This window comes from Lysobacter sp. Root76 (assembly GCF_001428685.1).
Classification (GTDB): domain Bacteria; phylum Pseudomonadota; class Gammaproteobacteria; order Xanthomonadales; family Xanthomonadaceae; genus Lysobacter.
This window is the reverse complement of the sequence record NZ_LMIK01000010.1, coordinates 21,414-47,283: the sequence shown is the minus strand read 5'-3', so window position 1 is coordinate 47,283 and position 25,870 is coordinate 21,414. Positions and strand designations below refer to the sequence as shown.

Here is a 25,870-nt window from a genome sequence, read left to right as displayed (position 1 = left end):
GCATGAACGAGACATTCAGCCTTGCCGACGAGCCCGCCGAACTGCCGGTGCTGTACGCCGACGCCTGGCTTGCGGTTATCGACAAGCCGGCGGGGCTGATGGTTCACGATAGCGCGCTGGCGCGCGGCGAGACCGACTTCGCCGCCGACCGCCTGCGCGCCCAGTTCGACCGGCCGGTGTTCCTGGTGCACCGTCTGGACCGCGCCACCAGCGGCTGCCTGCTGCTGGCGTTCGAGCGCGAGGTGGCCTCGGCGCTGGGCAAGGTGCTGATGTCGCGCGAGTTCGAGAAGGACTATCTGGCGGTGTGCCGCGGCTGGCCCGAGGATGCGTTCACCATCGACCACCCGCTCGACGGCGGCCCGGGCAAACCCTTGAAGAAGCCTGCGATCACACGCTTCCGGCGCCTGGGGCGCTGCGAACTGGCGCAGCCTTCCGGCGGTTTCGAGACCTCGCGCTATGCCTTGTTGCTGGCGCAGCCGGAGACCGGGCGTTTCCGCCAGATCCGGCGCCACCTCAAGCACGTCTCGCACCATCTGATCGGCGATACCAGCCATGGCGACGGTCGCCACAATCGCGCATTCCGCATGCTGGGCATCCATCGCATGCTGCTGCATGCGCAGCGCCTGGCGTTCCTGCATCCGGTCACCGGCGAACGGGTGACGGCGACCGCGCCGGCGGATCGGGAGTTGGCCAAGGCCCTGGCCTTGTTCGAGGCGGAGGACTCCGCGCGCTGAGCCTGCGGGTTGGGCGAACGCGGGGCCGATCCCCGCGTCCCCGCGCGCTTACTTGGTTTCGGCGCCGGCGCTCTTGGCCTTGACCTTGTTTTCGCGGGTTTCGGCTTCGCGCGCGTCGGCTTCGATGTCGCGCTGCAGGCCCTGCATCATCGGCACGACCAGCTTCTGCATCGCGGTCATGGTGTTCTGCATCAGCGCCGGCATCTTGTCGAGCAGGCGCTGCCCGGTCGGGCTGGCGTAGAAGGCGATCAGGCTTTCGGTGTCTTCGGCGCTGAAGGTCTCGCGGTAGATATCGCGGTAGACCGGCTCCAGCTTGTCCCAGGTCAGAGTCTTGCGCATCTGCGCGCTGGAGCGGGCCAGGATGCTGTCCAGGCGCTTGCGCTCCTCGGGATCGAGGTCGCGGCCGTCCATCATCTGGTCGACCATCTGCTTCTGCGAGGTTTCGATCTGCGGCAGCACGGCCTCCACGGTCTGGCGGGCGCGCATGACTTCGAGCAGGCGGTCGACCTGGGCGTCGCTGGGCGGGCCGGCGAGGGCGGCCAGCGGTGCGGCCAGCATCAGCGCGACGGCGAGGGCATAGCGTTTCATGGGCGGATCCTCCTTGATTGGCGGGCATGGTCGTCGGCATCCCCCTTGCCGTCAACGCCGGGACGCCGGCCCGGACTACAATCGTGGCCGGAGGGAAAGCGATGGCCGATCCTGAAATCACCATACCCGAGCAGGAACTGATCGAGCGCTTCGTGCGTTCGACCGGTCCTGGCGGGCAGAACGTCAACAAGGTCGCGACCGCGGTCGAGCTGCGCTTCGACGTGGCGCAGTCGCCGTCGTTGCCCGAGCCCGTGCGCGAGCGGCTGCTGGCCAAGCGCGACCGGCGCGTGACCGGCGACGGCGTGCTGGTGATCAGCGCCCAGCGTTTCCGTACCCAGGAACGCAACCGCGACGATGCCCGCGTGCGCCTGGCGGCGTTCATCGAAAGCGGCCTGCACGCGCCCAAGCCGCGCATCGCCACCCGCCCCAGCCGCGCCTCCAAGGAGCGCCGGCTGGGCGCCAAGCGCGAACGCAGCACGGTCAAGCGTGGCCGTGGCCAGCCCGACTGGGATTGACGGAGCGCGCATGTCGACGACAGACGACAACGTGGTACTGGCGCTGCCGCCGAACGCGCCGCAGGTGCGGCGCAACCGCCTGACGCGCTGGATCGGCCGCAGCATCCTGCGCATGGGCGGCTGGCGCATGGTCGGGCGCTTCCCGGACATCCCCAAGCTGGTCCTGATCGGCGCGCCGCATTCGTCCAACTGGGACGGCGTCTGGGGCTTCGCGGCCAAGGCGGCGATGGGCCTGGACATCAAGGTCCTGGGCAAGGATTCGCTGTTCAAGGTGCCGGTGCTGGGCGCGGTGCTGCGCTACCTGGGCGTGATCCCGGTCAACCGCAGCGCGGCCCACGGCGTGGTCGAACAGGCCGCGGCGATGATCCGCAGCGCCGACCGGTTCTGGTTCGGGCTGGCCCCGGAGGGCACGCGCAAGCCGGTGGAGCGCTGGAAGACCGGCTTTTGGAAGATCGCCAAAGCGGCCGAGGTGCCGGTACTGCCGGCCTATTTCCATTACCCGGACAAGATCATCGGCATCGGCGAGCCGTTCCAGCTCGGCGACGACATGAACGCCGATCTGGCCCGGATCCGCGCCTGGTATCGGCCCTGGCAGGGCAAGCATCACGGCACGACCTGAGCCGGATCGCGGCGCGCCGCATGCGGGTTCGTGAGTCGCCGTCCCGGGCCGCAATAGCCCGATAGTGTTCGCGGCGGCTGCGCCAGCCGTCGAAAACGCCGTCGCCGGCGAGCGCCTCGGCCGCCCGGCTTTGCCGGTGTCCGGGAGGTTCGCTCCGACGACCGCTTCCGGCCGCGCTTTGCGTATCGCTTCATCACGGGGGCGATGCGTCGCGGGGGGTGACGCAGGTTCCCGGTTCTGACCAGGAGGTCGATCGTGCCGGGCAGGATCTCGTCGGGGGGAGTGGCGGAGGCCACGGTCGTCGTGTGTGCGGCAGTCGCGGATACGATCCGCCCAGCTTTGCGGGAGGTGCGTGGTGCCCGCGTTACCCTGGTTCGCGCTTAGCCCCAACGGCCTGCTCAGCGCCGTCGGGCTGTGGCGCGGCGCGCAGGAAACCGTGCCCACGCCGGTCGAGGACTGGCGCCAGGCGGTGGTCGACGTGGTCATCCCGGCACGCCTGCAGCAGCACGACATCGCCCATTGCCTGGCGGCCCTGCTGGCGCAGACCCTGCAGCCGCGCGGCGTGATCCTGGTCGACGACGGCGGTACCGAGCGCGACGGCACCGCCGCGATCGCGCGCGAGTTCGCCGCCGCCAACGGCCTGTCCCTGCGGGTGATAGAGCGCATGTGGTCGATCGGGCGAGGCCCGACGATCAAGCGCCAGGCGCGCGAGTCCGACGCCGATGTCGAGTTCGTACTCGACGGCGACACCCTGCTGCATTCGGCCGACTACATCGAACGCTGCGTGCGCGAGCTGTACGAGGGCGTCGGCATCGCCAGCGTCTGCGGCATGGTCCAGCCGATGCGCGGCGAGCACCGGCGCGCGCTGGAACGTTCGTCCGCGTTCCAGCGCTGGCTGCACGGCGAGGCCTACCGCGACCCGCGCATGCGCCGCGGCTTCGGCCGGCGCGCGCTGCAGTGGCTGGGCGACGTCTACCGCGAGACCAGCTACCTGCTGCAGCAGCGCTTTATCAACCGCGGCCAGATGGCCCTGTTCGGCGGTGTGGTGGTGCCGCGCGGCAACGCGATCGCGTATCGCCGGCGTTACGTCAAGGACCTGTTCGACCGTTACGAGCCGATCCACGGCGACCAGCTCGACGAAGGCGAGGATGTGTTCATCGCCTTGGCGCTGGCCCAGGAGGGCTATCGCAACGTGCAGCTGTCCACGGCGCTGGCGCATGCCGAACAACCGCCGCTGGATCGCCTGCTGCGTCAGAGCTACCGCCAGGCGCGCGCGTTCCTGCGCGGTTGCCGCGAGTTCAATCCGCTGCTGATGACTCCGTTCAAGGCCTGGCGGCGCTGGCTGCGGCCGCGGCCGCGGATCGGCGCCGAGCAACGCCGGGTGCGCGAGGCCTATCGGCAGCCGTTCGGCGAACGCCTGACCCACGAGCACGGCCGGCCGATCGGTTGGGCGCTGTTCCTGATGGCGTTCGAGCGCCTGGGCTATCCCTTGCTGCTGCTGTGGTTGCTTATCAGCGGCGCCTGGTTGTGGTTGAGCGCCATCGTGCTGGCGGAGATCGTCGCGACCGCGGCGGTGTTGGCGGCGATTTCGGGTGAGGCGCGCGCGGCGATCTCGGGCGGTGCGCGCGCGGCGATCGTGGGCAAGGCGCTGCTGATCGCGCCGTTGCGCTTTGCGATGGTGTTCGTGGATTTGGTGGCGGCGGTGGCGTTTGTGGCAGATCGGGCGCAGCGTCCGCGGCCGCGTAGGGGCCGCTAGCGTCTTTTCGTCCGCTCTGGCCTTGGGGTAGGAGCGGCGTGAGCCGCGACCGCGACCTCCGGCTGCTGCGTGAGTTTCGATGCGGATCGGCTTCGCTTTCTGCTTTCTGTGGGAGCGGCGTAAGCCGCGATCGCGAACTCCGAGGGTCGGCGATGGATTCGTTTTCTCTTGCCACTCGCCTTGGGGTAGGAGCGGCGTGAGCCGCGACCGCGACCTCCGACTGCTGCGTGAGTTTCGATGCGAATCGGCTTCGCTTTCTGCTTTCTGTGGGAGCGGCGTGAGCCGCGATTGCGAATTCCGTTTGCTGCGTTGGTTTCGTTCTTAAGCAAAGGCTTCCGCCTGCTGCGCATGCGGGTCACTTTCTCTTGCTAGCCCAAGAGAAAGTAACCAAAGAGAAGGGCTTGCCTATTAAGCAAAGGCTTCCGCCTGCTGCGCATGCGGGTCACTTTCTCTTGCTAGCCCAAGAGAAAGTAACCAAAGAGAAGGGCTTGCCTAGACAACCCTCCCGTGCGAGTTCATTGCTGACGCGGGGATTTTTCGAAGGAACATCCTGTTCCTCGAAAAACGGCGCGCGTCCTGCGCGCCGCCCTTCGGGTCTGAGTGGGGTTGGGCGAGTGCGGNTGACGCGGGGATTTTTCGAAGGAACATCCTGTTCCTCGAAAAACGGCGCGCGTCCTGCGCGCCGCCCTTCGGGTCTGAGTGGGGTTGGGCGAGTGCGGAGCATTGGATTTCAATGCCGGGGCAACAGCAACAGCAACAGCAACAGCAACAGCAACGGCAACGGCAACGGCAACGGCAACCGCAACCGCAACCGCAGGCTTCGCTCGCCTTCAGCGATCCGACTGCCCCGTTGCGTAATAGTCCCCGCGGAAAAACAAATCCGGCTGGATCAACTCGGTAAACGCCCGCGCTTGCGGCGACAGGTATTTGCCCTTGCGCACCACCACCCCATAGCTGCGCGAGGGGAAGTACGCCGCCAGCGAGCGGGCCGACAGGCGCGAGCGGTCGGCGTCGGTCAGGCAGATCGCGGTGACGATGCTGATGCCCAGGCCCATCGCCACGTACTGCTTGATCACCTCCCAGCCCCCGACCTCCAGCGCGACCGTGTACGGCACCCGGTTCTGCTGGAACACCAGGTCGACCATGCGGTAGGTGGTCAGGCGTTGCGGCGGCAGGATCAGGCCGTAGGGCGAGAGGTCCTGCAGGCTGAGGTCGGGCTTCAGCGCCAGCGGATGATCGCGCGGCGTGATCAGCATCGGTTCGAAGCGGTAGACCGGGGCGTAGCTGAGGTCGCCGGGCACATCCAGCATCGAGCCCACCGCCAGGTCGACGCCGTCGGAGCGCAGCAGGTCCAGGCCGCCGGCGCCGGTGACGTTGTGCAGGCTCAGGCGCACGTCCGGGTGCGCGGCGCGGAAGGCTTCGACGATCTTGGGCAGCAGGTAGAGGATGGTCGAACTGCCGGCGGCGACGTTGAGCTCGCCCCCGTCCAGGCCGCGCACGCGCTCGCGGAAGGCGCCGTCCAGTCCGTCCAGGCCCTCGACCAGGGGCCGGGCCAGTTCGTACAGCTCCTGGCCCTCGCGGGTCAGGCTCAGGCGGCGGCCGCTGCGCTCGAGCAGGCGCACCCCCAGATCGCGCTCCAGCGCCTGCAACTGCAGGGTCACGGCCGGCTGGCTCAGGTACAGCGCCTCAGCGGCACGTGAGACGGAGCCCAGGCGGGCGGTCTGGCAGAACGCCCGCAGCGGCTTCAGGCGATCGCCCTTGTAGGCGAAGCGGGGGCTGCCGGTGTGCTTGGTGGTCACATGAAAGACATATATAAGTTTTCCAAATGATATGCATTGAAAAAACTTGATTGTCAAATACAAGACGCCGGCGCATGGTCGAGCCCTAACGAAAACGCGTGATGCGTAGGGAGTACCGGCATGTCGGCAGTGATGGCGCAACGGCAGGAGTCGAACGGGATCGAATTGACGGCCAGTCTGGCCGGGCAGGAGCAGTTGCTGACGCCGGCCGCGTTGGCGTTCCTGGCCGATCTGCACCGCCGCTACGAACCGGTTCGCCAGGCCCGCCTGGCCGCGCGCCGCGAGCGCCAGGCCTATTTCGACGCCGGCGGTCTGCCGGACTTCCGCGCCGATACCGCCGCGATCCGCAACGGCCACTGGCGCGTCGCCGCGCTGCCGGCGGCGCTGCTGGACCGCCGGGTCGAGATCACCGGCCCGGTCGACCCGAAGATGGTCATCAACGCCCTGAACTCGGGCGCCAAGGTCTTCATGGCCGACTTCGAGGACAGCACCGCGCCGACCTGGAACAACCTGATCACCGGCCAGCGCGCGCTGAAGAAGGCCGTGGCCGGGACCTTGGACTGGATGGCCCCGGACGGCAGCAAGCACTACACCCTCAAGCCCTTCGAGCAGCAGGCGGTGCTGATGGTGCGGCCGCGCGGCTGGCACCTGGACGAGAAGCACCTGCTGATCGACGGCGCGCCGATCTCCGCCAGCCTGTTCGACCTGGGCCTGTTCGCCTTCCACAACTCGGACGTGCTCGCCGCGAAGGATCGCGGACCCTATTTCTACCTGCCCAAGCTGCAGTCGATGGAAGAGGCGCAGCTGTGGAACGACGTGCTCGACCGGCTCGAACAGGCGCTGGGCCTGAGCCCGGGGCAGATCAAGGTCACGGTGCTGATCGAGACCCTGCCGGCGGTGTTCGAGATGGACGAGATCCTGCATGCGCTGCGCACGCGCATCGCCGGCCTCAACTGCGGCCGCTGGGACTACGTGTTCTCCTACCTCAAGACCTTCCGCGCGCACCGCGACAAAGTCCTGCCCGAGCGCGGCCAGGTGACGATGCTGCAGCCGTTCCTGCGCGCGTATTCGGAACTGCTGATCCAGACCTGCCACAAGCGCGGCGCCCACGCGATGGGCGGCATGGCCGCGCAGATCCCGATCAGCGGCGACGAGGCCGCCAACGAAGCCGCGCTGGCCAAGGTCCGCGCCGACAAGTTGCGCGAAGTCACCGCCGGCCATGACGGCACCTGGGTCGCGCACCCGGCGCTGATCCCGCTGGCGATGCGCATCTTCGACGAGCGCATGCCCGGCCCGCACCAGCAGCACGTGCTGCGCGACGACGTGCTGGTGATCCGCGACGACCTGATCAAGCCCTCGCTGGGCACCATCACCCGCGCCGGTTTCGAGGGCAACGTCGAGGTCTGCGTGCGCTACCTCGCGGCCTGGCTGGACGGCAACGGCTGCGTGCCGATCCATTGGCTGATGGAGGACGCGGCCACCGCCGAGATCGCGCGCACCCAGCTGTGGCAGTGGCTGCACGCCTCCGGCCTGCATCTGGACGACGGCACGCCGGTCGATTTCGCCCTGCTCGAACGCGCCCTGATCGGCCTGCCGAGCAAGCTCGCCGAGCGCATGCAGTTGCCCGGCGCATCGCGCCTGGGCGAGGCCATCGCGATGCTCGACCAGCTCACCCACGCCGCCACCCTGGAAGAGTTTCTGACCCTGCCGGCGTACGAGCGCATCGACTGAACCGCGCGACCGCCTTGGGGTAGGAGCGGCGTAAGCCGCGACCCGATCTCCAGGCATCCGACGCAATCCGATATCGCGGTCGCGGCTTACGCCGCTCCTACCCCAAAGCACATTCGCCACCCCACGTCGCTACGACCCACACGCAAGGAACCGAAGTCATGAGCCACCTGCCGACCGCCGAGCAACTCCGCAACGACTGGGCCAGCAATCCGCGCTGGGCCGGCATCACGCGCCCGTATTCGGCCGAAGACGTGGTGCGGCTGCGCGGCACGGTGCCGGTCGAGCACAGCATCGCCAAGCTGGGCGCGGCCAAGCTGTGGAACTCGCTCAACACCGAAGACTTCGTCAACGCGCTGGGCGCGCTGACCGGCAACCAGGCCATGCAGCAGGTCAAGGCTGGCCTCAAGGCGATCTACCTGTCGGGCTGGCAGGTCGCCGCCGACGCCAACATCGCCGGCGAGATGTACCCCGACCAGTCGCTGTACCCGGCCAACTCGGTGCCGCAGGTCGTGCGCCGCATCAACAACACGCTGCTGCGCGCCGATCAGATCCAGTGCGCCGAAGGCACGGGCGACATCGACTTCCTGCAGCCGATCGTGGCCGACGCCGAAGCCGGCTTCGGCGGCGTGCTCAATGCCTTCGAGCTGATGAAGGGCATGATCGAGGCCGGCGCCTCGGGCGTGCATTTCGAAGACCAGCTGGCCTCGGTCAAGAAGTGCGGCCACATGGGCGGCAAGGTCCTGGTGCCGACCCGCGAAGCGGTCGAGAAGCTGGTCGCCGCGCGCCTGGCCGCCGATGTGATGGGCGTGCCGACCCTGATCGTCGCGCGCACCGACGCCGAAGCCGCCGACCTGCTGACCGCCGACATCGACCCGAACGATCAGCCTTTCACCACCGGCGAGCGCACCAACGAGGGTTTCTACAAGACCCGCAACGGCCTGGACCAGGCGATCAGCCGCGGCCTGGCCTACGCGCCTTATGCCGATCTGGTGTGGTGCGAGACCGGCAAGCCTGACCTGGAGTTCGCGCGTAAGTTCGCCGAAGCGATCCACGCCAAGTTCCCGGGCAAGCTGCTGGCCTACAACTGCTCGCCCAGCTTCAACTGGAAGAAGAACCTGGACGACGCGACCATCGCCAAGTTCCAGAAGGAAATCGCCGGCTACGGCTACAAGTTCCAGTTCATCACCCTGGCCGGCTTCCACAGCCTGAACTACGGCATGTTCAACCTCGCCCATGGTTATGCGCGCCGCCAGATGAGCGCGTTCGTGGAGCTGCAGGAAGCCGAGTTCGCGGCCGCCGAGAAGGGCTTCACCGCGGTCAAGCACCAGCGCGAGGTCGGCACCGGCTACTTCGATGCGGTCACCCAGACCATTCAGGGCGGGCAGTCCTCGACCGTCGCGCTCAAGGGCTCGACCGAGGAAGAGCAGTTCCAGCAGGCCAAGGTCGCTGCCTGAATGCGATGAACGGACGCGTGGCCGATCGCGCGGCGCACCCGGTTGGGGGACCGGGTGGGCTGCGGCGATCGCTCGGACCGCGGCCAGCCGCGGTGCAGGGAGCGGACCGGCGCGGCTCGATCGAAGCCGGTGGGATCGATGGGCCTGGATCGTGGGTCCAGATCGAAACGGCTCGATCGCAGCCGCCCCCGCCCTCCCGGTGGGGCGGTAGCGGCCTGACCGACTTCCCCCGGATAGGCCGTTTGCCCTGCAAGTGAGGTGCTATCCTGCCTCTCCAGCCTCTGAAGGAACCGGGGATCCGGGGGTCGTGGGGATGAATCGCGATGGTGCTGCGCCGACCATGACGGGCGGTCAGTTCAATTCGGATCCAGTCGCGGCGCCTAATGAAGCGGCGACGGCGGCGCTTAGCCAAGCGGAATTCGAACTGTTCGCCGAACTCGGCCGTCCCCGCCACGTCGAAGCCGGCCAGGTGCTGTTCCGTCGCGGCGAACTGGGCACGACCATGTTCGTGGTCGCGCGCGGCGCGATCGATCTCGACTTCGGCGACGACCTGGTCACCAAGCGCCTGGGCCCACGCGAATTCTTCGGCGAACTCGGCCTGCTGATCGGCGACCACGCGCGCAGCGCCGACGCCATCGTCGCCGGTTCCGGTCTGCTGATCGAACTGCGCCACGAGGAATTCCAGCGCCTGGTCGATCGCAACGCCGGCCTGGTCTGCCATTTCCTGCGCCGCGCGATCATGCGCGTGGTGCTCAACGAGCAGGGCCTGATCCGGCGCCTGCGCCGTCGCAACCAGGACCTCGAGGCCGCGCTCGACAGCCTGTACGCGACCACGCATCAGCTCAACCAGACCGAAGAGCTGATCCGCACCGACGAGCTCACCGGCCTGTACAACCGCCGCGGCCTGACCCTGCACCTGCAGGAGTCCCGCGCCCTGGGCATGCCGCAGACCCTGGGCCTGGTGCTGGTGGACTGCGACCGCTTCAAGCAGGTCAACGACGACCACGGCCACCTCGCCGGCGATCGCGTGCTGCAGAGCGTGGCCAGCATCCTGCGCTCGGTCGCCGGCCCCGACGACATCGCCTGCCGCCTGGGCGGCGACGAATTCTGCCTGCTGGTTTCGGCCGGGCATGCCCATGAGGTGATGCGCTTCGCCGAGTTCATCGTCGCCACGGCGCAGAACCTGCTGCTGATGCCGCAAGCGCCGCCGACCATCTGTCCGGTCAGCGTCGGCGCCTGCATGGTCGACCCGCGCGCGGACTGGAACGACTGGTACGCGCGCGCCGACGAAGCGCTGTACCAGGCCAAACGCAAGGGCGGCAACCGCGTGCACTGGCAAGACGCGACACTGGAACCGGTCTGACCGGCACCCGCGAACGAACAAGGATGCCGTCGCGATGAACGATGCCCACCGCCCCCATCCGGAAGCGCCGCAACTGCGGACGCTGCTGCTGACCGACCTGTGCGATTCGACCACCCTGGTCGAACGCCTGGGCGACGGCCCGGCGGCGGAGTTGTTCCGCGAACACGACCGCCTGGTCCTGCAGCTGCAGCAACAATGGCGCGGCCGCCTGATCGACCGTTCCGACGGCCTGCTGCTGTTGTTCGAACGCCCGATCGACGGCCTCGGCTTCGCCCTGGACTACGAGCGCGGCCTGCGCGAGATCGGGCGCGAACGCAAACAGCCCCTGCTCGCGCGTGCAGGCCTGCACGTCGGCGAAGTGCTGACCTGGCGCAACAGCGACGAGGCGGTCAAGGTCGGCGCCAAGCCGCTGGAAGTCGAAGGCCTGGCCAAACCCATGGCCGGACGCCTGATGGCGATGGCGCGTCCCGGCCAGATCCTGCTGTCGGCGGTGGCCGAGCCGCTCGCCCATCGCGCCGCGCGCGAACTCGGCGAGCGCGGCCAGCAACTGCTGTGGAAGTCCTACGGCCGCTGGCGCTTCAAGGGCGTGCCCGATCCCCAGGAAATCTACGAGGTCGGCGAGCCCGGCATCGCGCCGCTGCGCGCGCCGCCGAATTCGCCCAAGGCCTGGCGCGACGTGCCGCTGTGGCGGCGCCCGGCCGCGCTCGCGGCGGAAGTCGCGCTGCTGGCGGTGGTCGGCGTGGGCGTGTGGTTCGTGACCAAGCCGCAGCCGGCGATCGCCTTCAACGAGCGCGACTGGGTGGTGGTCGGCGACCTGCGCAACCTCACCGGCCAGAGCGTGCTCGACGATTCGCTGGAGCAGGCGTTCCGGATCAGCCTGGAGCAGTCGCGCTACGTCAACGTGCTGTCCGACCTCAAGGCGCGCGACACGCTGGCGCGGATGCAGCGCAAGTCCGATACCTTCCTCGACCGTTCGGTCGCGTCCGAGATCGCCCTGCGCGACGGCGCGCGCGCGGTGATCCTGCCGACCGTGGCCGAAGTCGGCGGGCGCGTGCGCGTCAGCGCCGAGGTGATCGACCCGCACACCCAGACCACCGTCTACGCCGAGTCGGTCGACGGCGTCGGCGCCGGTTCGGCGCTGGCCTCGATCGACCAGGTCACCGCCAGCCTGCGCAACAAGCTGGGCGAGGCGCTGAAGTCGATCGACAACGATTCCGCGCCGCTGCCGCAGGTCACCACCAAGAACCTCGACGCGCTGCGCGCCTACGCCCTGGGCACCAAGGCCTACGCCAAGCGCCAGTTCCCGGAAGCGCTGCAGTATTTCCAGCGCGCGCTGGAACTGGACCCGAACTTCGCGCTCGCCCACATGGGCGTGATGCGCGTGTACGTGAGCAACGCCGACAACGCCGCCGCACGGCCCTCGCTGACCCGCGCGATCGCGTTGCGCGAGCACCTGCCGGCGCGCGACGCCCTGTACCTGGACGCCTGGGCCGCCGAGTTCGGCCCGCAGCCTTCGCGGCGCGCGGCGCCGAAGTGGAAGCTGCTGGCCGGCCTGTATCCGGACTACTACGCCGGCCAGAGCCGCCTGGCCTGGTTCGACTTCACCTCCGGCCGCTACGACGCCGCGTTGCGCGGCGCGCAGGCGTTCGCCGCCCCGCAGAACGCGCTGCGCGACATCGCTATGGAGCTCAAGGGCCGCGTCTACCTGGCCCAGGAGCGTCCGGCGCAGGCGCTGGAAAGCTTCAAGCAGGCCGAAACCGCCGGTCAGTACCCGCCCACGCGCCGTCACGCCGCCGCGCTGGCGACGCTGCGCCGCTACCCCGAGGCGGAAAAAGTGCTGGCCGGGCTACCCGCCAACGACCGCAGCCTGGGCGTGCTGGTCAACGAGTTCGAACGCATCTCGATTCCGCTCGACCAGGGCCGCCTGAGCGAGGCCCAGCGCCGCGCCGACCGCGCCGCCGCCGCCGCGGGCAACGCCAATCCGCTATTGCGTTACCCGTTCGCCATCGCCGACTACTGGACCGACCTGCTGCGCGACCCGGACTCGGTGGCGCCGGCCAGGATCGCCGCGCTGGCCGAGGCCATCGTCGCCGACGCCGACAAGCCGGCCGGCGAAGCCGACCGCGACGACCTGCTGGTGATGGCCCTGGCCGCGGTGCGGCTGGGCCAGCGCACCGGCGACCGCGGCATCGGCGAGCGCCTGCTGCCGAAGCTGGGCGCGATGACCGAGGACTCGGGCCACATCGGCGCGATCAAGCTGCTGACCGTGGCCAGGGCCGAACAGCTGCGCCTGAGCGGCAAGCCGGCCGAAGCGGCGGTGCTGCTGGCGCGCGAGATCGACGGCAGCGAGCCGTTCCAGCTGCACGTCGCCCTGCGTGACGCGCTGCGCGATGCCGGCAAGGCCGAAGAGGCGCTGAAGCAGGACCGCTGGCTGGCCGCGCACCGCGGCCTGGCCTACATCGAGCCGCTCGGCGGCCAGGCCCTGCAATCGATGAGCGTGGCCGACGCCAGCCTGGCGCCGCTGGATGCGGCCGAACGTCTGGCGGGTCTCGGTCGCCCGGACGAAGCGCGGCGGGAAGCCGAAGCCTTCCGCCGCGCCTGGGCGAGCGAGACCCTGCCGCCTTACTTGATGCGCAGGCTGGACGCGACGCTGCCCGCTTCGAAGCAGTGAACCACCGTGTGGGTGTCTTCCGAGGTCAGGTAGCTGCGCAGCTCATCGCGCGAGGCCTGGATTTCTTCTTTCGGGGCGATGTTCGCCACCATCATGCAGCTCGTATCGGACAGTGCGGCCTTGGTCTGCGCCGGCGCCAGGCCGACCCGTCCCAGCGCGGCGGCCGGGTCCTGAACGAATAGCTCGCGGAAATGATCGTCGTTGCCGAGCTTGTCGAGCAGCTTGTCGGCGATCTTCGGATCCAGGGGCGGATGCCCCCTGCTGTTGTCGTTGCCCATCGGTACTCCCCCTAGCAGAGCCTGTTGCGGCCCCGATAGCCGAGGAATCTATCCTTGTCCCACGTACGGGACAACCTCAAACTCCGTAAAAATGCAGCGCGGGAGCGGAATATGCGGGTGCGGCGATGCGCGGTGGTGTTTCTGGAACCGCGCGAGGAGATCGGCTTCGATCTGTCGTCCCTGCTCAGCGGCGGCGCCGGACTGCGGCGCCAACGGCGCTGGCTGGCCTTGGCCGCGCATCTGGACGGCGAAATCGAGATCGACGCCGACGAGCGCGAACTGCTCGGCCGGCTCAGCCCCGGCGAATGGAGTTCCACCGAAACGCTGGCCGAGGCGCCGCCCGCCGCGCTCGAACGCCTGCTCGCGCTCGGCCTGCTGATCGGCGAAGACCCGGCCCACGCCGGCCACCGCGAACGCGACCAACGGCTGCGCGACGGCCATTGGTGGCCGGCGTCGGCGATGCTGCACCGGCTGGCGCGTTGGGAGGGCGTGGATGGCGTGGCCGACATGGAGGCCAAGGACATGACCACCGTGTCCGGTCTGCTCGACAAACTCGGTGCGCCGCCGCCGCCGGTGCACGAGCGGGTCCCGGCCGCGCAACGCATCGCCTTGCCGGAGATCGCGCCGGGCGAATTCGATGCGCTGCTCGCGCGCCGCGCCACCTGCCGCAACTTCGACCGCGAACGGCCGCTGCCGCAGCACTTGTTCGCGCACATGCTGCAACGCACGTTCGCCGCCCAGGCCCAGTTGCGGACCCACGACGACGCGGTGTTCCTGAAAAAGCACACGCCCTCGGCCGGCGGCCTGCATCCGACCGAAGCCTACCTGGTGGTGCAAAACGTCGAAGGCGTGGCGCCTGGGCTGTACCACTACCACCCGGTCGCGCACGCGCTGGAACCGCTGCCGCCGCCGAACGAAGCCCTGGCCGCATTCGCGCTGCGCGCGCTGGCCGGCCAGCACTGGTTCGCCGGCGCGCCGGTGCTGGCGGTGCTGGCGCCGCGTTACGCGCGCTGTTTCTGGAAGTACCGCCACCACGCCAAGGCCTACCGCGCCCTGGTGCTGGACAGCGGCCACCTGTCGCAGACCCTGTACCTGAGCGCGACCGAGCTGGGGCTGGGCGCGTTCGTGACCTGCGCGGTCAACGAGGTCGATATCGAACGTGCGTTCGGCCTGGATCCTCTGATCGAAGGTCCCTTGGCGGTGTGCGGCTTCGGCTGGCGCTCGGCGGAGCGCAGCACGGCCGAATTCGATCCCGGTGGTGCGGTATGGGCGCCCGAGGCTGGGTTCGAGCGGGCGCCGGACCGGCCAGAGGGCTGAGGGACCTCGAATGGGCCGGGCCGTTCGGGCCGGGGCCAAGGGCCCGAGCCGGCCACCCGCCGTGGACGATGACAGGCCGGCTGCGCTCGTTGTTTCTAGTACGAACGCTCCTTTTGATAGACGTCGCCGCGTCGCCCCGACCCCGCCGTCAGCGCCGTCCCACAGCGGCACCCATTCATCCGGCCGGAGAGATCCGCCCGGCCACGGTCCGGCGCAGCGCAGGCACGGTTGGCCGCAGAGCGACGCTGTTCCGGCATCGCCGGCGCGGGTGCCGGGGCCGGCCCAGTCGAGCCTAAGTCATTGACCTTGCTAGGGCCAAGTCCGGCGAGGCGCGCCTGCGGCGGGCGACGCCCGGCGGTTGAAGGCCGCATTTTGCCGGCGTAACGTCGATCGCTCGCAATCGTCGTTCGCCATCCAGGAGTTCGCCCCATGAAGTTCCGAGCCTGGGCCCTGTCGTTGTTGCTGGTGGCCCCCCTCTCGTTCGCCTCGGTCGACCGTGGCGTGCTGCAGTTCGAATCGATCCGTTCCCAGCAGAGCGAAATCCGCGCCGCGGTCCAGGCCGCCAACGGCCGCTACAAGGACATGCCCACCCACACGCGCGGCGAACTGCTGGCCAAGCAGCAGCAACTGTTCCATCTGATGGAAGGCAAGCAGTCGACCCAGGACCTCAACGAGGACCAGAAAACCGAAGTGTTCAACGCTTTGGAGTGGATCGAAGCGGCGATCAACTCGGCCGACGACGAGCGCATGGTGTGCGAGCGTCGCCAGGTCCTGGGCAGCAACCGCAAAGAGCGCGTGTGCCGCACCGCCGCCCAGATCCGCGCCGAGCGCGAATCCGCCCGTGAGCGGCTGCAGAACGGCGAAGTGCGCCAGTAAGGCGAACGCACCGACCTGCGCGAAACCCGCTTTGCGACCATCGCCGAGCGCGAAAACCTGATCCGGTACGCGCACGAATGGAAGGGCGACTCGGCCCTCTGCGTGCCGCAGTCGGGCCCCCTTTCCGGCGGCGTGCAGCGACCCTGAAACCTGTCCGGCGGCATCGCCGCCGCCGGGCCGGCCGTCCTGAATTCACCCGGACGGCTTAGTCCCAAGCGCGTATTTCGACGCGAGGCGTTGCCTTGCGCCGTCGCCGCGTGTATCTCTGGCTGCCGATCGCGACGGTGTTTCCGTCGCCCAGCCAGGGAGTTCCGGCGATGCGCATCCTCGTCCTGTCCGTACTGCTGCTGGCGCCCGCCCTGGCAGCGGCCGGCCCGAAGCCGGAGGTGCCGCCGGCACCGCCGGTGCCGATGGTGGCGATCATCGAGCAGCAGAAGCAGATCCGCGCCGACGACCAGGCCCAGCGCGGCCGTTACCGCGAGTTGCCGACCGGCGAGCGCGTCGAACTGCTGACCAAGCAGCTGGAACTGCTGAGCCTGATCGAGGACAAGGCGACCTCCGAGGACCTGAACGCGCACGAGCAGGTCGAGGTCTTCAACCGCCTGGAATGGATCGAGGCCAAGATCAACGGCACCGAGGACGAGCGCACGATCTGCCACCGCGAACGGATCCTGGGCAGCCAGCGCGTGACCCGGGTCTGCCATACCGTCGCCGAGCAGCGCGCCGAGCGCGAACGCGCGCGTCAGAAGCTCGATCATCGCCCGCGCCAGCTCGGTACTTCCGAGCTCTGACGCATCCCGGGCGACACCCGCGCGATCTGCATTCGCCAGCGATTTTCGGCGAGACCGTAACCGAGGAACACGAGGCCCGCGAAGCGGGCCGGCAAGCGCCTGGATCGCGGCGTGTTCCATGAACATCGCTGACCTGAATACGGCCGGCCCCTGGGTGGGCCTTGCCTACGCGTGCCAGGTTGGGCGATCGCTCTATTTGGGCGGCGCCCCGATAGCTGCATTCGGCTTGGCGCAAAGCTGCGAAAAAGAGGGTGGGAGGCAGTCGACACGGCCGATTCGGCAAAGTATGTTCGGGTGCTCCAAAAACCACGGATCGTTCCAATGTCGATGAAGAAGGTAGTGATGGCCCTCGTGCTCGGCGGCCTGCTGGCTGCGCCGGCCGCGTTCGCTTCGGTGGACCGCAACGCGTTGCAGGTCGAGTCGATCCGCAGCCAGCAGGCGGAGATCCGCGCCGGCGTCGAGTCGCGCACTGGCCGTTACAAGAACCTCAACGCCGACACCCGTTCGCAGCTGCTGGCCAAGCAGGGCGAAGTGCTGCGCACGCTCGAAGGCAAGAGCTCGACCGACGATCTCAACGAAGAGCAGAAGACCGAAGTCTTCAATGCGCTGGAGTGGATCGAAGCTGCGATCAACAAGACCGAAGACGAGCGCCTGGTTTGCGAGCGTCGTCAGATCCTGGGCAGCACGCGCCGCGAGCGCGTGTGCAAGACCGTCGCGCAGATGCGCGAAGAGCGCGACGCCGCGCGCAACCAAATGGACAGCCGCGGCGGCTGCGCCGACTGCAAGAGCAACTGATCGCCGCGCTCCACGCGCGCAAGCGGTGGGTGTCGCGACGCGATGCCCGGACAGGCGGCCTTCGGGCCGCCTGTTTCGTTTCGGCGCGCGCCTATCTGCGCGTAGCTATCGCCGGCAAGTTCATGGCCTTGGCCGGCCAGCCGCGAATGCGAATCCGCACCGCCGCGACGCGGCGAAGGCGGCCGGCCCCGATCGGCGCGCCAGGCGCCGTTCCGCGTTTCCGACCTGCGGTGCCTGCGGCCGTTGAAGCCGGTGGCGGGGCGGCGTAATGTCCGGCTCGGGGAAAGACCAAACGAGCCAGGCCCGCGACACCGCCTGCTTCTTCAGCGATCGCGGCAGCGCCCACGCTCCACACACGGAGTCATCGCCATGAAACGTCTAGTGCTGTGTCTGCTGCTGGCCCTGGCCGCAGGGCCCTTGTCGGCAGCCGAGAACGCGTCGGCCGACGGCCGCGACCGCTTGCAGATCGTGCTGGAGCAACAGCGCGAGATTCAGGCCGATCTCGACGGCAACCGCTTCGAAGGTCTCAGCCCGCGCCAGGCCAATGCGATCCGAAAGGCGCAGAAGGAAGTGTTCGCGGTCGCCGAGGGCAAGCAGTCCCTGGACCAGCTGTCGATGGACGAAAAGATCCGGCTGGAGAACGCCCTGGAGCGCATCAACGCCGAAATCGTCGACACCCGCAGCGCACGCGACGATCAGGACGTGTGCTGGCGCGAACGCGTGAGCGGCACCGGCATGAAGAAGACCCGTTGCGGCACCCAGGCCGAGATGCGCGAGGCTCGCGAAGGCGCGCGCGGTTTCCTCGAGAGACCCAAGGTCTGCGGCGAGAATTGCTCGGGCTTGTAAGCCGGGCGGGCGGCGGGCTCAAGCCGCCTGGTTGAACTGGCCGCGGTCCGCGCGCCGATAGCCGATCGCCTCGGTCAGGTGCGCGCTGTGGATGCGCGGGCTGCCGGCCAGGTCGGCGATGGTGCGCGCGACGCGCAGGATGCGGTGGGTCGAACGCGCCGACAGCTGCAGGGTTTCCACCGCGCGTTCGAGCAGGCCGTAGTCGCGGTCGTCGAGGCGGCAGGTCGCCGAGGTTTCGGCCTGGGTCATCTGCGCGTTGACCTTGCCGGCGCGGCTGCGCTGCAGCTCGCGCGCCTGGGCCACGCGCACGCGGACCTCGGCGCTGGATTCGCCCGGCGGCGCGTCCGCGCGCAGTTCGGTCGGCGCCAGCCGCGGCACTTCGACATGCAGATCAATCCGGTCCAGCATCGGCCCGGACACGCGGGCGCGGTAGCGGCGGATCGCGTCGATGCCGCAGTGGCAGCGGCCGCTGCGGTCGCCGGCCCAGCCGCAGGGGCAGGGGTTCATGGCCGCGACCAGTTGGAAGCGGGCCGGGAATTCGGAGCTGCGCGCGGCGCGCGACACCGTCACCACGCCCGACTCCAAAGGTTCGCGCAGCACTTCCAACGCGCGCCGGTCCCACTCGGGCAGTTCGTCGAGAAACAGCACGCCGTGGTGCGCGAGCGAGATCTCTCCCGGGCGCGGTTCGGCGCCGCCACCGACCAGGGCGACCGCGCTGGCGGTGTGATGGGGCGAACGGAACGGGCGCTCGCGCCAGCGCGCCGGGTCCAGGCCGCGGCCGCTGATTGAGGCGATGGCGGCTGCTTCCAGGGCTTCGTCCTCGTCGGCGTCCGGCAGCAGGCCGGGCAGGCGCGCGGCCAGCAGGGTCTTGCCGCAGCCGGGCGGGCCGATCAGCAGCAGGTGGTGGCCGCCGGCGGCGGCGATCTCCAGCGCGCGCCGCGCCTGGCTCTGGCCGCGCACATCTTCCAGGTCCGGTCCTGGAACGCGGCGGGTCGGCACGGCGATCGCGGCCGGCAGCGGTTTGCGCGCCGACAGCAGGGCGCAGACTTCGAGCAGGGTGCGCGCGGTCATGGCCTCGACCCGGCTGGCCAGCGCGGCTTCGGCGCCGTTGCCGGCCGGCACCACCAGCTTGCGTCCAGCCTCGGCCGTGGCCAACGCGGCCGGCAGCACGCCGTCGATCGCGCGCAGTTCGCCGGTCAGGGCCAGTTCGCCCAGGAATTCGTAGTCGCCCAGCGCGTCCAACGGCACCTGGCCGCTGGCGGCGAGGATGCCCAGTGCGATCGCCAGATCGTAGCGCCCGCCGTCCTTGGGCAGGTCGGCCGGCGCCAGGTTGACGGTGATGCGGCGGGCCGGGAACTCGAACTGGGCGCACTGGATCGCTGCGCGCACGCGGTCCTTGGCCTCGCGCACCGCGGCTTCGGGCAGGCCGACGATGGACATCGAGGGCAGGCCGCCGGCGAGGTGGACCTCGACCCGGACCGCGGGCGCACGGACGCCCGTACGCGCACGGCTGTGCACGATCGCCAGATTCATGGCGGCAGGCTCAGTGTTGGGGCGGTGCGGACTGGCCCAGCTGCGCTTCCAGCTCGGCCACGGTGCGTTGCAGTTCGTCCAGCTTCTCGCGCGTGCGCAACAGGACCGCGCGCTGCACTTCGAATTCCTCGCGCGTGACCAGGTCCAGCTTGGCCAGCCCGCTCTGCAGCACGGCCTTGAAGTTCTGCTGCATTTCCTCGCGGCCTTCGCGCACGCCGGGCGGCAACAGCGAGCCCAGGCGGCGGGCGAGGTCGTCGATATGGTTCAGGTCGATCATCGGGTCGGGACTCTATCCGGGGGACGTGGCCAGCTTGGCCTCGTGGCCGGGGCGGCGCCGTAGGTGTGGGCCGCATCGCACTGTCAGAAAAATCTGACACTGCGGTAAGCCATTACACCACGGGCGCGGTCGCGGACGCGAGGCAAGCCATCCTCGAACGCGGCCGGGCGAAGACTGCGTGAATGCCGTCCGGACCGCGGCTGGAGCGCGCCGCTCGGCTATGCTGCCGCCAAGACGAGGCGCGCAGCGCGGGTAGGGAACCGGAGAGCGACGATGAAGATGGTCATGGCGGTGATCAAGCCGTTCAAGCTGGACGACGTGCGCGAGGCGCTGGCCGAAGCGGGCGTGGCCGGCATCACCGCCACCGAGGTCAAGGGCTTCGGTCGCCAGAAGGGCCATACCGAGCTTTACCGCGGAGCCGAGTACGTGGTCGATTTCCTGCCCAAGATCAAACTCGAAGTGGCCGTGGTCGACGAGCAGGTCGAGGCCGTGGTCGAGGCGATCATGAAGGCGGCCGGCACCGGCAAGATCGGCGACGGCAAGATCTTCGTCTGGGATCTGGAGCGCGCGGTGCGCATCCGCACCGGCGAAATGGACGGCGACGCGTTGTAAGGGCGTTGCGGCGGCGCAATCGCGCGCGTCACGTACCCGGCTTGGCCTGACGCGCGCGCGACGCGGTCGAATCCGCGTCCAGCGCCAGGAACGCACGCAATGCCGGCGCCTGCGGGCGATTGAGCAGCTCCAATCGGTACAAGGGCCGCGTGGCGGCGTTGGCGTCGCCGACGAGCGCGATCGTGCGCAGCCGTCCGATCGCCACCAGATCGGCGACCACGGTTTCCGGCAACAGGGCGACGCCCGCGCCCGCGGCTGCCGCGCGCGCGATGGCCTCGTTGCTGCCGATCTCGATGGCGCGTGCGGGCACGATGCCCTGGGCGTCGAACCAGGCCTGCGCGGCCTGGCGCGTGCCGGAGCCGGGTTCGCGCAGCAACCAGGTCTGCTCGGCCAAGGCGCTGGCGGTCATGCGTTTGCTGCGGGCCGCGACGCCATCGCCGGCGGCGATCAGGCGTAGCGCTTCGGTGCGCCACAGCGAGGCCGCGATCCGCGCATCGGCGACTTCGCCTTCGACGTAGCCGACATCGACCCGGCAATCGATCAGCGCGCGGCTGACCTCGTCGGTGTTGCCGACCACCAGCTCCAGTTCCAGCGTGGGGTGACGACGCGCGAACGCGGCGATCGCCTGCGGCAGCCAGTACGCGGCGACGGTGGTGCTGGCGCCGATGCGCAGCCTGCCCTGGCGCAGCTCGGCCCGGTCGCGCACGTCTTCGCTGGCGGCGCGTTCCAGGGCGAAGATCGCACGCGCATGTTCGAACACCGCGCGGCCGTGCTCGGTCAGGGCCACGCCGCGCAGGGCCTTGCCCTCGGCGCCGCCGCGCTCCAGCAGCGGCAGGTCGAGCTGGTGTTCGAGTTCGCGTACCGCCTTGGACACCGCCGACTGGCTTACGAACAGCAGCTGCGCCGCGCGCGAGAAGTTCTGGGCCTCGACCACGGTCAGGAAGGTGCGCAGCAGATGCAGGTTCATCGGCATGAGCCAGATTCATGGATCATGGAATTATATGCATTGGACGCCGGTACCGCGGCGGCCTACCGTGGCGCCCTTCGCCATGGAGCGCCCCGTGTCCGTCGCCTACGAAACCACCCAGCTGTCCACCACGCCCCGCACCGCGTTGCGACGTCTGGCGGTGTGGACGCCTGGCCTGGCTTTGGCGGCGGCGATCGCCGCGCTGGCCTGGACCTTGGGCGAGTGGGCGCCGCTGCGCGGTCTGGGACTGAGCGCGTTGACCCTGGCGATCGTGCTCGGCATCGCCGTCGGCAATACCGCTTTCGCCCGCATCGCCGTCGTGGCCGGCCCCGGTGTGGACCTGTGCCGCAGCCGATTGCTGCGCTTGGGGATCGTGCTGTACGGATTCCGGGTCGGGTTTCAGGACCTGGCTGCGGTCGGCATCGCCGGGCTGGTGGTGGATGTCGTGGTCGTGGCCTCGGTGTTCGGTCTGGCGGTCTGGCTGGGCACGCGCTGGCTGAAGCTGGACCGCGAGACGGCGATGCTGATCGGCGCCGGCAGCGCGATCTGCGGCGCGGCCGCGGTGATGGCGACCGAGCCGGTGCTGCGCGCCCGCGCGCATCAGGTGTCGGTCGCCGTCGCGACGGTGGTCGTGTTCGGCACCATCGGCATGTTCGTCTACCCCTGGCTGTATCCGCACCTGGGCCTGAGCGAGCACGCCTACGGGCTGTACGTCGGCTCGACCGTGCACGAGGTCGCGCAAGTGGTCGTGGCGGGTCAGGCAATCGGCGCAACCGCCGCCTCGACGGCGGTGATCGAGAAGATGCTGCGGGTGATGCTGCTGGCGCCTTTCCTGCTGCTGTTGTCGGCGCGCGGCACCCGCGGCGCCGACGGCACGCGCCCGAAACTGGCGATGCCGTGGTTCGCGCTCGCCTTCATCGCGGTCAGCGGCCTGCACTCGCTGCTGCCGCTGCCGCCGGTCTGGACCGCGACCATCGTCCAGCTGGACACCGCACTGCTGGCGATGGCGATGGCCGCGCTCGGCCTGCGCACCCAGCTCAGTGCGATCCGCCAGGCCGGCGCCAGACCTTTATTGCTCGCCGCGCTGCTGTTCGCGCTGTTGACGGTGGGCGGTTACGCGCTCAATTGCCTGGCGATGCGCTGGGTCGCTGGCGGCGGATAAGGCCGCTCGTAGTGCCGTGGTGCCGAGCGGGCCGCGCGTTCGCCGCAAGATCTGGCGCAGTTCGAGGGATAGTGCGATGTCGAAGCCACGAAGTGCCTGTACGCGGACCGCGGCAAAGTGGCTCGCGCTCGCGCTATCGAGCGCGTGCGCCGACGATGGCGATGGCGGCATTCCGCTGAGGGCAGGCGGACCCGAAGCAGCGGCGGCCGCAACGGCCGCCGCGAGTTCGCGTATCGGGCGCAGGGCCAGGCGTTCGCCCGACCTGCGCCCGATGCCGGATCAGCCCTCGCCCAGGGCCGCGGCCACGAACGGCGGCAGGGTCTGCGCGCCGCGGTGGATGTCGGCGCTGTAATACAAGGTGTCGAAGCCCTTGCCGCGCGCGTCGGTGTCGCGGAAGCCGAAGCCATCGGACTTGGACTTGCGCGCCAGGGTGCAGCTCCACCAGCCGGTCGGGTAGCACGGCTGCGGGAACGGCAGGGTCTGGAAGCCGGCGAAGCCGGCCTTGCCCATCTCGCCGCGCATTTCCTTGATCAGTTCGAGCAGGACCAGCGGCGATTCCGACTGCTGGACCAGGATGCCGTCGTCCTTGAGCGCACGGAAGCAGCTTTCGTAAAAGGCCTTGTTGAACAGGCCTTCGGCCGGGCCGACCGGGTCGGTGGAGTCGACGATGATGATGTCGACGCTGCCCGGCGCGCGGTTGGCCATGTAGGCGATGCCGTCGTCGAACAGCAGCTGGGCGCGCGGGTCGCTGTTGCGTTCGCACAGTTCCGGGAACCACTTCTCGGCCATGCGCGTGACCTGCTCGTCGATGTCGCACTGCACGGCTTCTTCGACGCCGGGGTGCTTGAGCACTTCGCGCAGGGTGCCGCAGTCGCCGCCGCCGATGATGACGACGTTCTTGGGCGCGGCATGGGTGAACAGCGCCGGGTGCGACATCATCTCGTGGTAGAGGAAGTTGTCGCGCGTGGTCAGCATCATCGCGCCGTCGATCAGCATGACGTTGCCCCAGTCGGTGCTCTCGAAGATCTCGATCTTCTGGAACGGCGACTGGACCTCGTCGAGCTTGCGGGTGATGCGGTAGCCGATGGCCGAACCGGCGGGCTCGAAATTCTCGTACTTCCAGGTGCTGTCGGTGCTGCTCATGCGGGTGGTTCCAGAGGGAAGTTGGTCGCGCCTTCCAGGGTAGCGGCCGCGGATGACGGCTGCGATGCGCCGTGACGTGCGGGCGCTGCGATAAGGCGGGGGGCGGCATTGTAACGGACCGCGCGTTAGGCGCCCGGCCTGTCCTAAAATGGCCCCAGTCAGGGGGAGGTGGCAGGGATGGCATCGGTCGCACGGTACCGGGGGCTCGTCGAGCGCCTGGAGCAGGAGGCGCAGCGCGCGCCGGGACGTTACAAGTTCAAACTGGCCCTGCTGGCGGGCCTGGGCTTCGCGGTGCTGGGCGGCACGGTGCTGCTGGCGCTGGGAATGTCGGCGGGGCTGGTGCTGGCGCTGCTGGCGATCAGTCCGATCCTGCTGGTGAAGCTGATCAAGGTCGTCTGGATACCCGTCGCGTTCGGCTGGTTCGTGATCAAGGCGATCTGGGTGAAGTTCGAACCGCCGACCGGCCACGTGCTGGCGCCGGACGAGGCCCCGGAGCTGCGCGCCGAGATCGAGCGTCTGCGCGCCCAGACCCAGGCGCCGCCGTTGCACGACATCATCATCGATCCGCAGCTCAACGCCGGCGCGGCCAGCGTGCCGCGCGCGCTGGGCCTGCTCGGGCACACCCATTACCTGGTGATCGGTCTGCCGCTGATGCAGTTGCTCAGCCGCGAGCAGTTCGCGGCGGTGATCGCGCACGAGTTCGGTCATTTCGGCGGCGGCCACGGGCGTTTTTCCGGCTGGATCTACCGGGTCCGGGTGAGCTGGTACCGGTTCCTGGAGGAGCTGGCGATGCGGCGTTCGTGGACGACCGCGTTGTTCCGGCGCTTCTTCGATTGGTACGCGCCGTACTTCGACGCCTACAGCTTCGTGCTGGCGCGCGCGCAGGAGTACGACGCCGACGCCACCGCCGCGCGCGTGACCGGTGCGCCGACCATGGCGCAGGCGCTGCAGCGGGTCGGCCTGGGCAGCGCGCGCTTGCAGCGGGATTTCTGGCCCGACGTCGAGCGCAGCGTGCAGACCCGGCCGCAGCCGCCGCAGCAGCTGTTCCGCGATATGGCCGGCAGCTTCGCCGCCGCCAGCCAGGACGAGCCGGTGCGCCTGCAGGAACTGCTGGACGAGGCGCCCGGCCTGGACGACACCCATCCCACCCTGGCCCAGCGCCTGCAGGCCCTGGGGCAGGCGCCGGTGGCGGTGCCCGCGCCGGTGCGCTCGGCCGCCGAGGATCTGCTCGGCCCGCTGCTGGACAGCTTGCAGGAGCGTTTCAGCCAGGAATGGCGCGAGCACGTCGCCGAGAACTGGCGCGAGCGCCATGATCGCCACACTCAGGATGTCGAGCGCCTGGCCGAGCTGGAGACGCGCGCCGATGCGCTCGCCGACACCGAACTGGGCGAGTACGCGCGTCTGGTCGAAGTGCTGCGCCCGGACGCCGACGCGGCCCCGCTGTACCGTGCGGCCGTGGCCGCGCGGCCCGACGACGCCCTGGCCCAGGCCCGCCTGGGCACGCTGCTGCTGGATCGCCAGGACGCCGAAGGCGTGGCCTACCTGGAGCGCGCGATCGAGCTCGACGAAAATCTGCTGGAACAGGCGCTGCAGCTGCTCGCGCAGTACTACCGCCAGGCCGACGACGAGGCCGGCTTCGGCGCGACGATCTCGCGCCTGCGCGCCCTGCACCAGCGCCGCGACGTCGCCATGCAGGCGCGCGAGCGAGTCGACGCCAAGAAGGACCGCTACCTCGAACACGGCCTCGACGCCGAGGCGCTGCGCGTCGCGGCGGACGGCTTGCAGCGCGCCGGCCACGTCAAGCAGGCCTGGATCGCGCGCAAGCACATCGACGGCGACGACACCGGGGTGCCGCATTACGTGGTGGTGGTGACCCTGCGCGGGATGGCCTGGACCGAGGACGGCATGCTGCAGAAGGTGGTCGACGCGCTCGAGCTGCCCGGCAGCTTCGTCGCCGTGCACGCCTCCAGCCAGCGCAAGCTGGCCAAGCGGATCAAGGCGGTGGCCGGGGCGCCGGTCTACGGGCCGGCCTGACGCCGTTCA

Annotated in this window: 23 protein-coding genes; 16 read left to right on the top strand and 7 right to left on the bottom strand. The window is 69.4% G+C overall.

Translation table 11 applies throughout. The features are described 5' to 3' along the window. Positions 1–2: 2 nt before the first annotated feature. A complete protein-coding gene (locus tag ASE10_RS18525) occupies positions 3–734 on the top strand; it encodes a pseudouridine synthase (protein WP_056306148.1) in 732 nt (243 codons plus the stop codon). A 48-nt stretch (positions 735–782) separates the two neighbouring features. On the opposite strand, the gene ASE10_RS18520 is transcribed toward ASE10_RS18525, so the two are convergent. Then, on the bottom strand, positions 783–1,322 hold the full coding sequence (locus ASE10_RS18520; protein ID WP_056101062.1) for a DUF2059 domain-containing protein: 540 nt from the start codon (positions 1,320–1,322) through the stop codon (positions 783–785). A gap of 101 nt (positions 1,323–1,423) precedes the next feature. Here ASE10_RS18520 and arfB point away from each other — a divergent pair, with 101 nt between their 5' ends. The 3 genes from arfB to ASE10_RS18505 all read left to right on the top strand — a co-directional run bounded on the left by arfB (position 1,424) and on the right by ASE10_RS18505 (position 4,212). Further along, positions 1,424–1,837 (top strand): alternative ribosome rescue aminoacyl-tRNA hydrolase ArfB, encoded by a 414-nt coding sequence (gene arfB, locus ASE10_RS18515; protein ID WP_055905094.1) that lies wholly within the window; start codon positions 1,424–1,426, stop codon positions 1,835–1,837. Between the two features lie 112 nt (positions 1,838–1,949). Next, the gene (locus ASE10_RS18510; RefSeq protein WP_304438352.1) at positions 1,950–2,456 is read left to right on the top strand and encodes a 1-acyl-sn-glycerol-3-phosphate acyltransferase; all 507 of its coding nucleotides are present in this window, start codon (positions 1,950–1,952) and stop codon (positions 2,454–2,456) included. Between the two features lie 355 nt (positions 2,457–2,811). Then, entirely contained in the window at positions 2,812–4,212 is a 1,401-nt protein-coding gene (locus tag ASE10_RS18505) for a glycosyltransferase (protein WP_157481110.1), read from the top strand. 830 nt (positions 4,213–5,042) lie between these two features. On the opposite strand, the gene ASE10_RS18500 is transcribed toward ASE10_RS18505, so the two are convergent. Continuing rightward, complete coding sequence (locus tag ASE10_RS18500) at positions 5,043–6,011, bottom strand: LysR family transcriptional regulator (RefSeq protein ID WP_055905085.1); 969 nt, start codon at positions 6,009–6,011, stop codon at positions 5,043–5,045. Positions 6,012–6,131: 120 nt separating this feature from the next. On the opposite strand from ASE10_RS18500, the gene aceB reads away from it, so the two are divergent. The 4 genes from aceB (at position 6,132) to ASE10_RS18480 (ending at position 13,230) form a co-directional block, all read left to right on the top strand. Then, the gene (aceB, locus tag ASE10_RS18495; protein WP_055905082.1) at positions 6,132–7,742 is read left to right on the top strand and encodes a malate synthase A; all 1,611 of its coding nucleotides are present in this window, start codon (positions 6,132–6,134) and stop codon (positions 7,740–7,742) included. 158 nt (positions 7,743–7,900) lie between these two features. Further along, a complete protein-coding gene (gene aceA / locus ASE10_RS18490; protein ID WP_055905078.1) occupies positions 7,901–9,196 on the top strand; it encodes an isocitrate lyase in 1,296 nt (431 codons plus the stop codon). A gap of 340 nt (positions 9,197–9,536) precedes the next feature. After that, positions 9,537–10,559 (top strand): GGDEF domain-containing protein, encoded by a 1,023-nt coding sequence (locus tag ASE10_RS18485; RefSeq protein ID WP_156087715.1) that lies wholly within the window; start codon positions 9,537–9,539, stop codon positions 10,557–10,559. 34 nt (positions 10,560–10,593) lie between these two features. Next, positions 10,594–13,230 (top strand): putative peptide modification system cyclase, encoded by a 2,637-nt coding sequence (locus ASE10_RS18480; protein WP_055905071.1) that lies wholly within the window; start codon positions 10,594–10,596, stop codon positions 13,228–13,230. Here the strand turns inward: ASE10_RS18480 and ASE10_RS18475 are convergent. Further along, positions 13,182–13,508, bottom strand: coding sequence for an NHLP-related RiPP peptide (locus ASE10_RS18475; RefSeq protein ID WP_055905068.1), 327 nt, complete (start codon positions 13,506–13,508; stop codon positions 13,182–13,184). The genes ASE10_RS18480 and ASE10_RS18475 overlap by 49 nt on opposite strands. A 111-nt stretch (positions 13,509–13,619) precedes the next feature. On the opposite strand from ASE10_RS18475, the gene ASE10_RS18470 reads away from it, so the two are divergent. The 5 genes from ASE10_RS18470 (at position 13,620) to ASE10_RS18450 (ending at position 18,133) form a co-directional block, all read left to right on the top strand. Then, positions 13,620–14,825 carry a putative peptide maturation dehydrogenase gene (locus ASE10_RS18470; protein WP_055905065.1) on the top strand — a complete coding sequence of 402 codons (1,206 nt, stop codon included), beginning with the start codon at positions 13,620–13,622 and terminating at the stop codon, positions 14,823–14,825. 429 nt (positions 14,826–15,254) lie between these two features. Further along, positions 15,255–15,701 carry a hypothetical protein gene (locus tag ASE10_RS18465; RefSeq protein ID WP_055905062.1) on the top strand — a complete coding sequence of 149 codons (447 nt, stop codon included), beginning with the start codon at positions 15,255–15,257 and terminating at the stop codon, positions 15,699–15,701. A gap of 317 nt (positions 15,702–16,018) precedes the next feature. Beyond that, complete coding sequence (locus tag ASE10_RS18460; RefSeq protein WP_156087702.1) at positions 16,019–16,492, top strand: hypothetical protein; 474 nt, start codon at positions 16,019–16,021, stop codon at positions 16,490–16,492. 321 nt (positions 16,493–16,813) lie between these two features. Beyond that, positions 16,814–17,287, top strand: a complete 474-nt coding sequence (locus ASE10_RS18455) for a hypothetical protein (protein WP_055905056.1) — start codon at positions 16,814–16,816, stop codon at positions 17,285–17,287. Between the two features lie 369 nt (positions 17,288–17,656). Beyond that, a complete protein-coding gene (locus ASE10_RS18450; RefSeq protein WP_056306146.1) occupies positions 17,657–18,133 on the top strand; it encodes a hypothetical protein in 477 nt (158 codons plus the stop codon). 18 nt (positions 18,134–18,151) lie between these two features. Here the strand turns inward: ASE10_RS18450 and ASE10_RS18445 are convergent, their stop codons facing one another. Both ASE10_RS18445 and ASE10_RS18440 read right to left on the bottom strand, forming a co-directional pair. After that, a complete protein-coding gene (locus ASE10_RS18445) occupies positions 18,152–19,666 on the bottom strand; it encodes a YifB family Mg chelatase-like AAA ATPase (RefSeq protein WP_056306144.1) in 1,515 nt (504 codons plus the stop codon). Positions 19,667–19,676: 10 nt separating this feature from the next. Further along, on the bottom strand, positions 19,677–19,943 hold the full coding sequence (locus tag ASE10_RS18440; RefSeq protein WP_055904990.1) for an accessory factor UbiK family protein: 267 nt from the start codon (positions 19,941–19,943) through the stop codon (positions 19,677–19,679). A gap of 273 nt (positions 19,944–20,216) precedes the next feature. Here ASE10_RS18440 and ASE10_RS18435 point away from each other — a divergent pair, with 273 nt between their 5' ends. Further along, positions 20,217–20,555, top strand: coding sequence for a P-II family nitrogen regulator (locus tag ASE10_RS18435; protein ID WP_055904987.1), 339 nt, complete (start codon positions 20,217–20,219; stop codon positions 20,553–20,555). Between the two features lie 28 nt (positions 20,556–20,583). Here the strand turns inward: ASE10_RS18435 and ASE10_RS18430 are convergent, their stop codons facing one another. Then, positions 20,584–21,522 (bottom strand): LysR substrate-binding domain-containing protein, encoded by a 939-nt coding sequence (locus ASE10_RS18430; protein WP_082559794.1) that lies wholly within the window; start codon positions 21,520–21,522, stop codon positions 20,584–20,586. Positions 21,523–21,697: 175 nt separating this feature from the next. On the opposite strand from ASE10_RS18430, the gene ASE10_RS18425 reads away from it, so the two are divergent. Next, the gene (locus tag ASE10_RS18425; RefSeq protein ID WP_235567585.1) at positions 21,698–22,684 is read left to right on the top strand and encodes a YeiH family protein; all 987 of its coding nucleotides are present in this window, start codon (positions 21,698–21,700) and stop codon (positions 22,682–22,684) included. Positions 22,685–22,963: 279 nt separating this feature from the next. Here the strand turns inward: ASE10_RS18425 and speE are convergent, their stop codons facing one another. Then, positions 22,964–23,827, bottom strand: coding sequence for a polyamine aminopropyltransferase (gene speE, locus ASE10_RS18420; protein ID WP_055904978.1), 864 nt, complete (start codon positions 23,825–23,827; stop codon positions 22,964–22,966). 177 nt (positions 23,828–24,004) lie between these two features. Here speE and ASE10_RS18415 point away from each other — a divergent pair, with 177 nt between their 5' ends. Beyond that, a complete protein-coding gene (locus ASE10_RS18415) occupies positions 24,005–25,861 on the top strand; it encodes a M48 family metallopeptidase (protein ID WP_056306142.1) in 1,857 nt (618 codons plus the stop codon). Positions 25,862–25,870 lie beyond the last annotated feature (9 nt).

Bases quoted from the DNA above. Each gene is read 5' to 3' on its own strand.
- ASE10_RS18525 (WP_056306148.1), top strand. From the start codon at position 3: ATGAACGAGACATTCAGCCTTGCCGACGAGCCCGCCGAACTGCCGGTG.
- ASE10_RS18520 (WP_056101062.1), bottom strand. From the start codon at position 1,322: ATGAAACGCTATGCCCTCGCCGTCGCGCTGATGCTGGCCGCACCGCTG.
- arfB (WP_055905094.1), top strand. From the start codon at position 1,424: ATGGCCGATCCTGAAATCACCATACCCGAGCAGGAACTGATCGAGCGC.
- ASE10_RS18510 (WP_304438352.1), top strand. From the start codon at position 1,950: ATGGGCGGCTGGCGCATGGTCGGGCGCTTCCCGGACATCCCCAAGCTG.
- aceB (WP_055905082.1), top strand. From the start codon at position 6,132: ATGTCGGCAGTGATGGCGCAACGGCAGGAGTCGAACGGGATCGAATTG.
- aceA (WP_055905078.1), top strand. From the start codon at position 7,901: ATGAGCCACCTGCCGACCGCCGAGCAACTCCGCAACGACTGGGCCAGC.
- ASE10_RS18485 (WP_156087715.1), top strand. From the start codon at position 9,537: ATGACGGGCGGTCAGTTCAATTCGGATCCAGTCGCGGCGCCTAATGAA.
- ASE10_RS18480 (WP_055905071.1), top strand. From the start codon at position 10,594: ATGAACGATGCCCACCGCCCCCATCCGGAAGCGCCGCAACTGCGGACG.
- ASE10_RS18475 (WP_055905068.1), bottom strand. From the start codon at position 13,508: ATGGGCAACGACAACAGCAGGGGGCATCCGCCCCTGGATCCGAAGATC.
- ASE10_RS18470 (WP_055905065.1), top strand. From the start codon at position 13,620: ATGCGGGTGCGGCGATGCGCGGTGGTGTTTCTGGAACCGCGCGAGGAG.
- ASE10_RS18465 (WP_055905062.1), top strand. From the start codon at position 15,255: ATGAAGTTCCGAGCCTGGGCCCTGTCGTTGTTGCTGGTGGCCCCCCTC.
- ASE10_RS18460 (WP_156087702.1), top strand. From the start codon at position 16,019: ATGCGCATCCTCGTCCTGTCCGTACTGCTGCTGGCGCCCGCCCTGGCA.
- ASE10_RS18455 (WP_055905056.1), top strand. From the start codon at position 16,814: ATGTCGATGAAGAAGGTAGTGATGGCCCTCGTGCTCGGCGGCCTGCTG.
- ASE10_RS18450 (WP_056306146.1), top strand. From the start codon at position 17,657: ATGAAACGTCTAGTGCTGTGTCTGCTGCTGGCCCTGGCCGCAGGGCCC.
- ASE10_RS18445 (WP_056306144.1), bottom strand. From the start codon at position 19,666: ATGAATCTGGCGATCGTGCACAGCCGTGCGCGTACGGGCGTCCGTGCG.
- ASE10_RS18440 (WP_055904990.1), bottom strand. From the start codon at position 19,943: ATGATCGACCTGAACCATATCGACGACCTCGCCCGCCGCCTGGGCTCG.
- ASE10_RS18435 (WP_055904987.1), top strand. From the start codon at position 20,217: ATGAAGATGGTCATGGCGGTGATCAAGCCGTTCAAGCTGGACGACGTG.
- ASE10_RS18430 (WP_082559794.1), bottom strand. From the start codon at position 21,522: ATGAACCTGCATCTGCTGCGCACCTTCCTGACCGTGGTCGAGGCCCAG.
- speE (WP_055904978.1), bottom strand. From the start codon at position 23,827: ATGAGCAGCACCGACAGCACCTGGAAGTACGAGAATTTCGAGCCCGCC.
- ASE10_RS18415 (WP_056306142.1), top strand. From the start codon at position 24,005: ATGGCATCGGTCGCACGGTACCGGGGGCTCGTCGAGCGCCTGGAGCAG.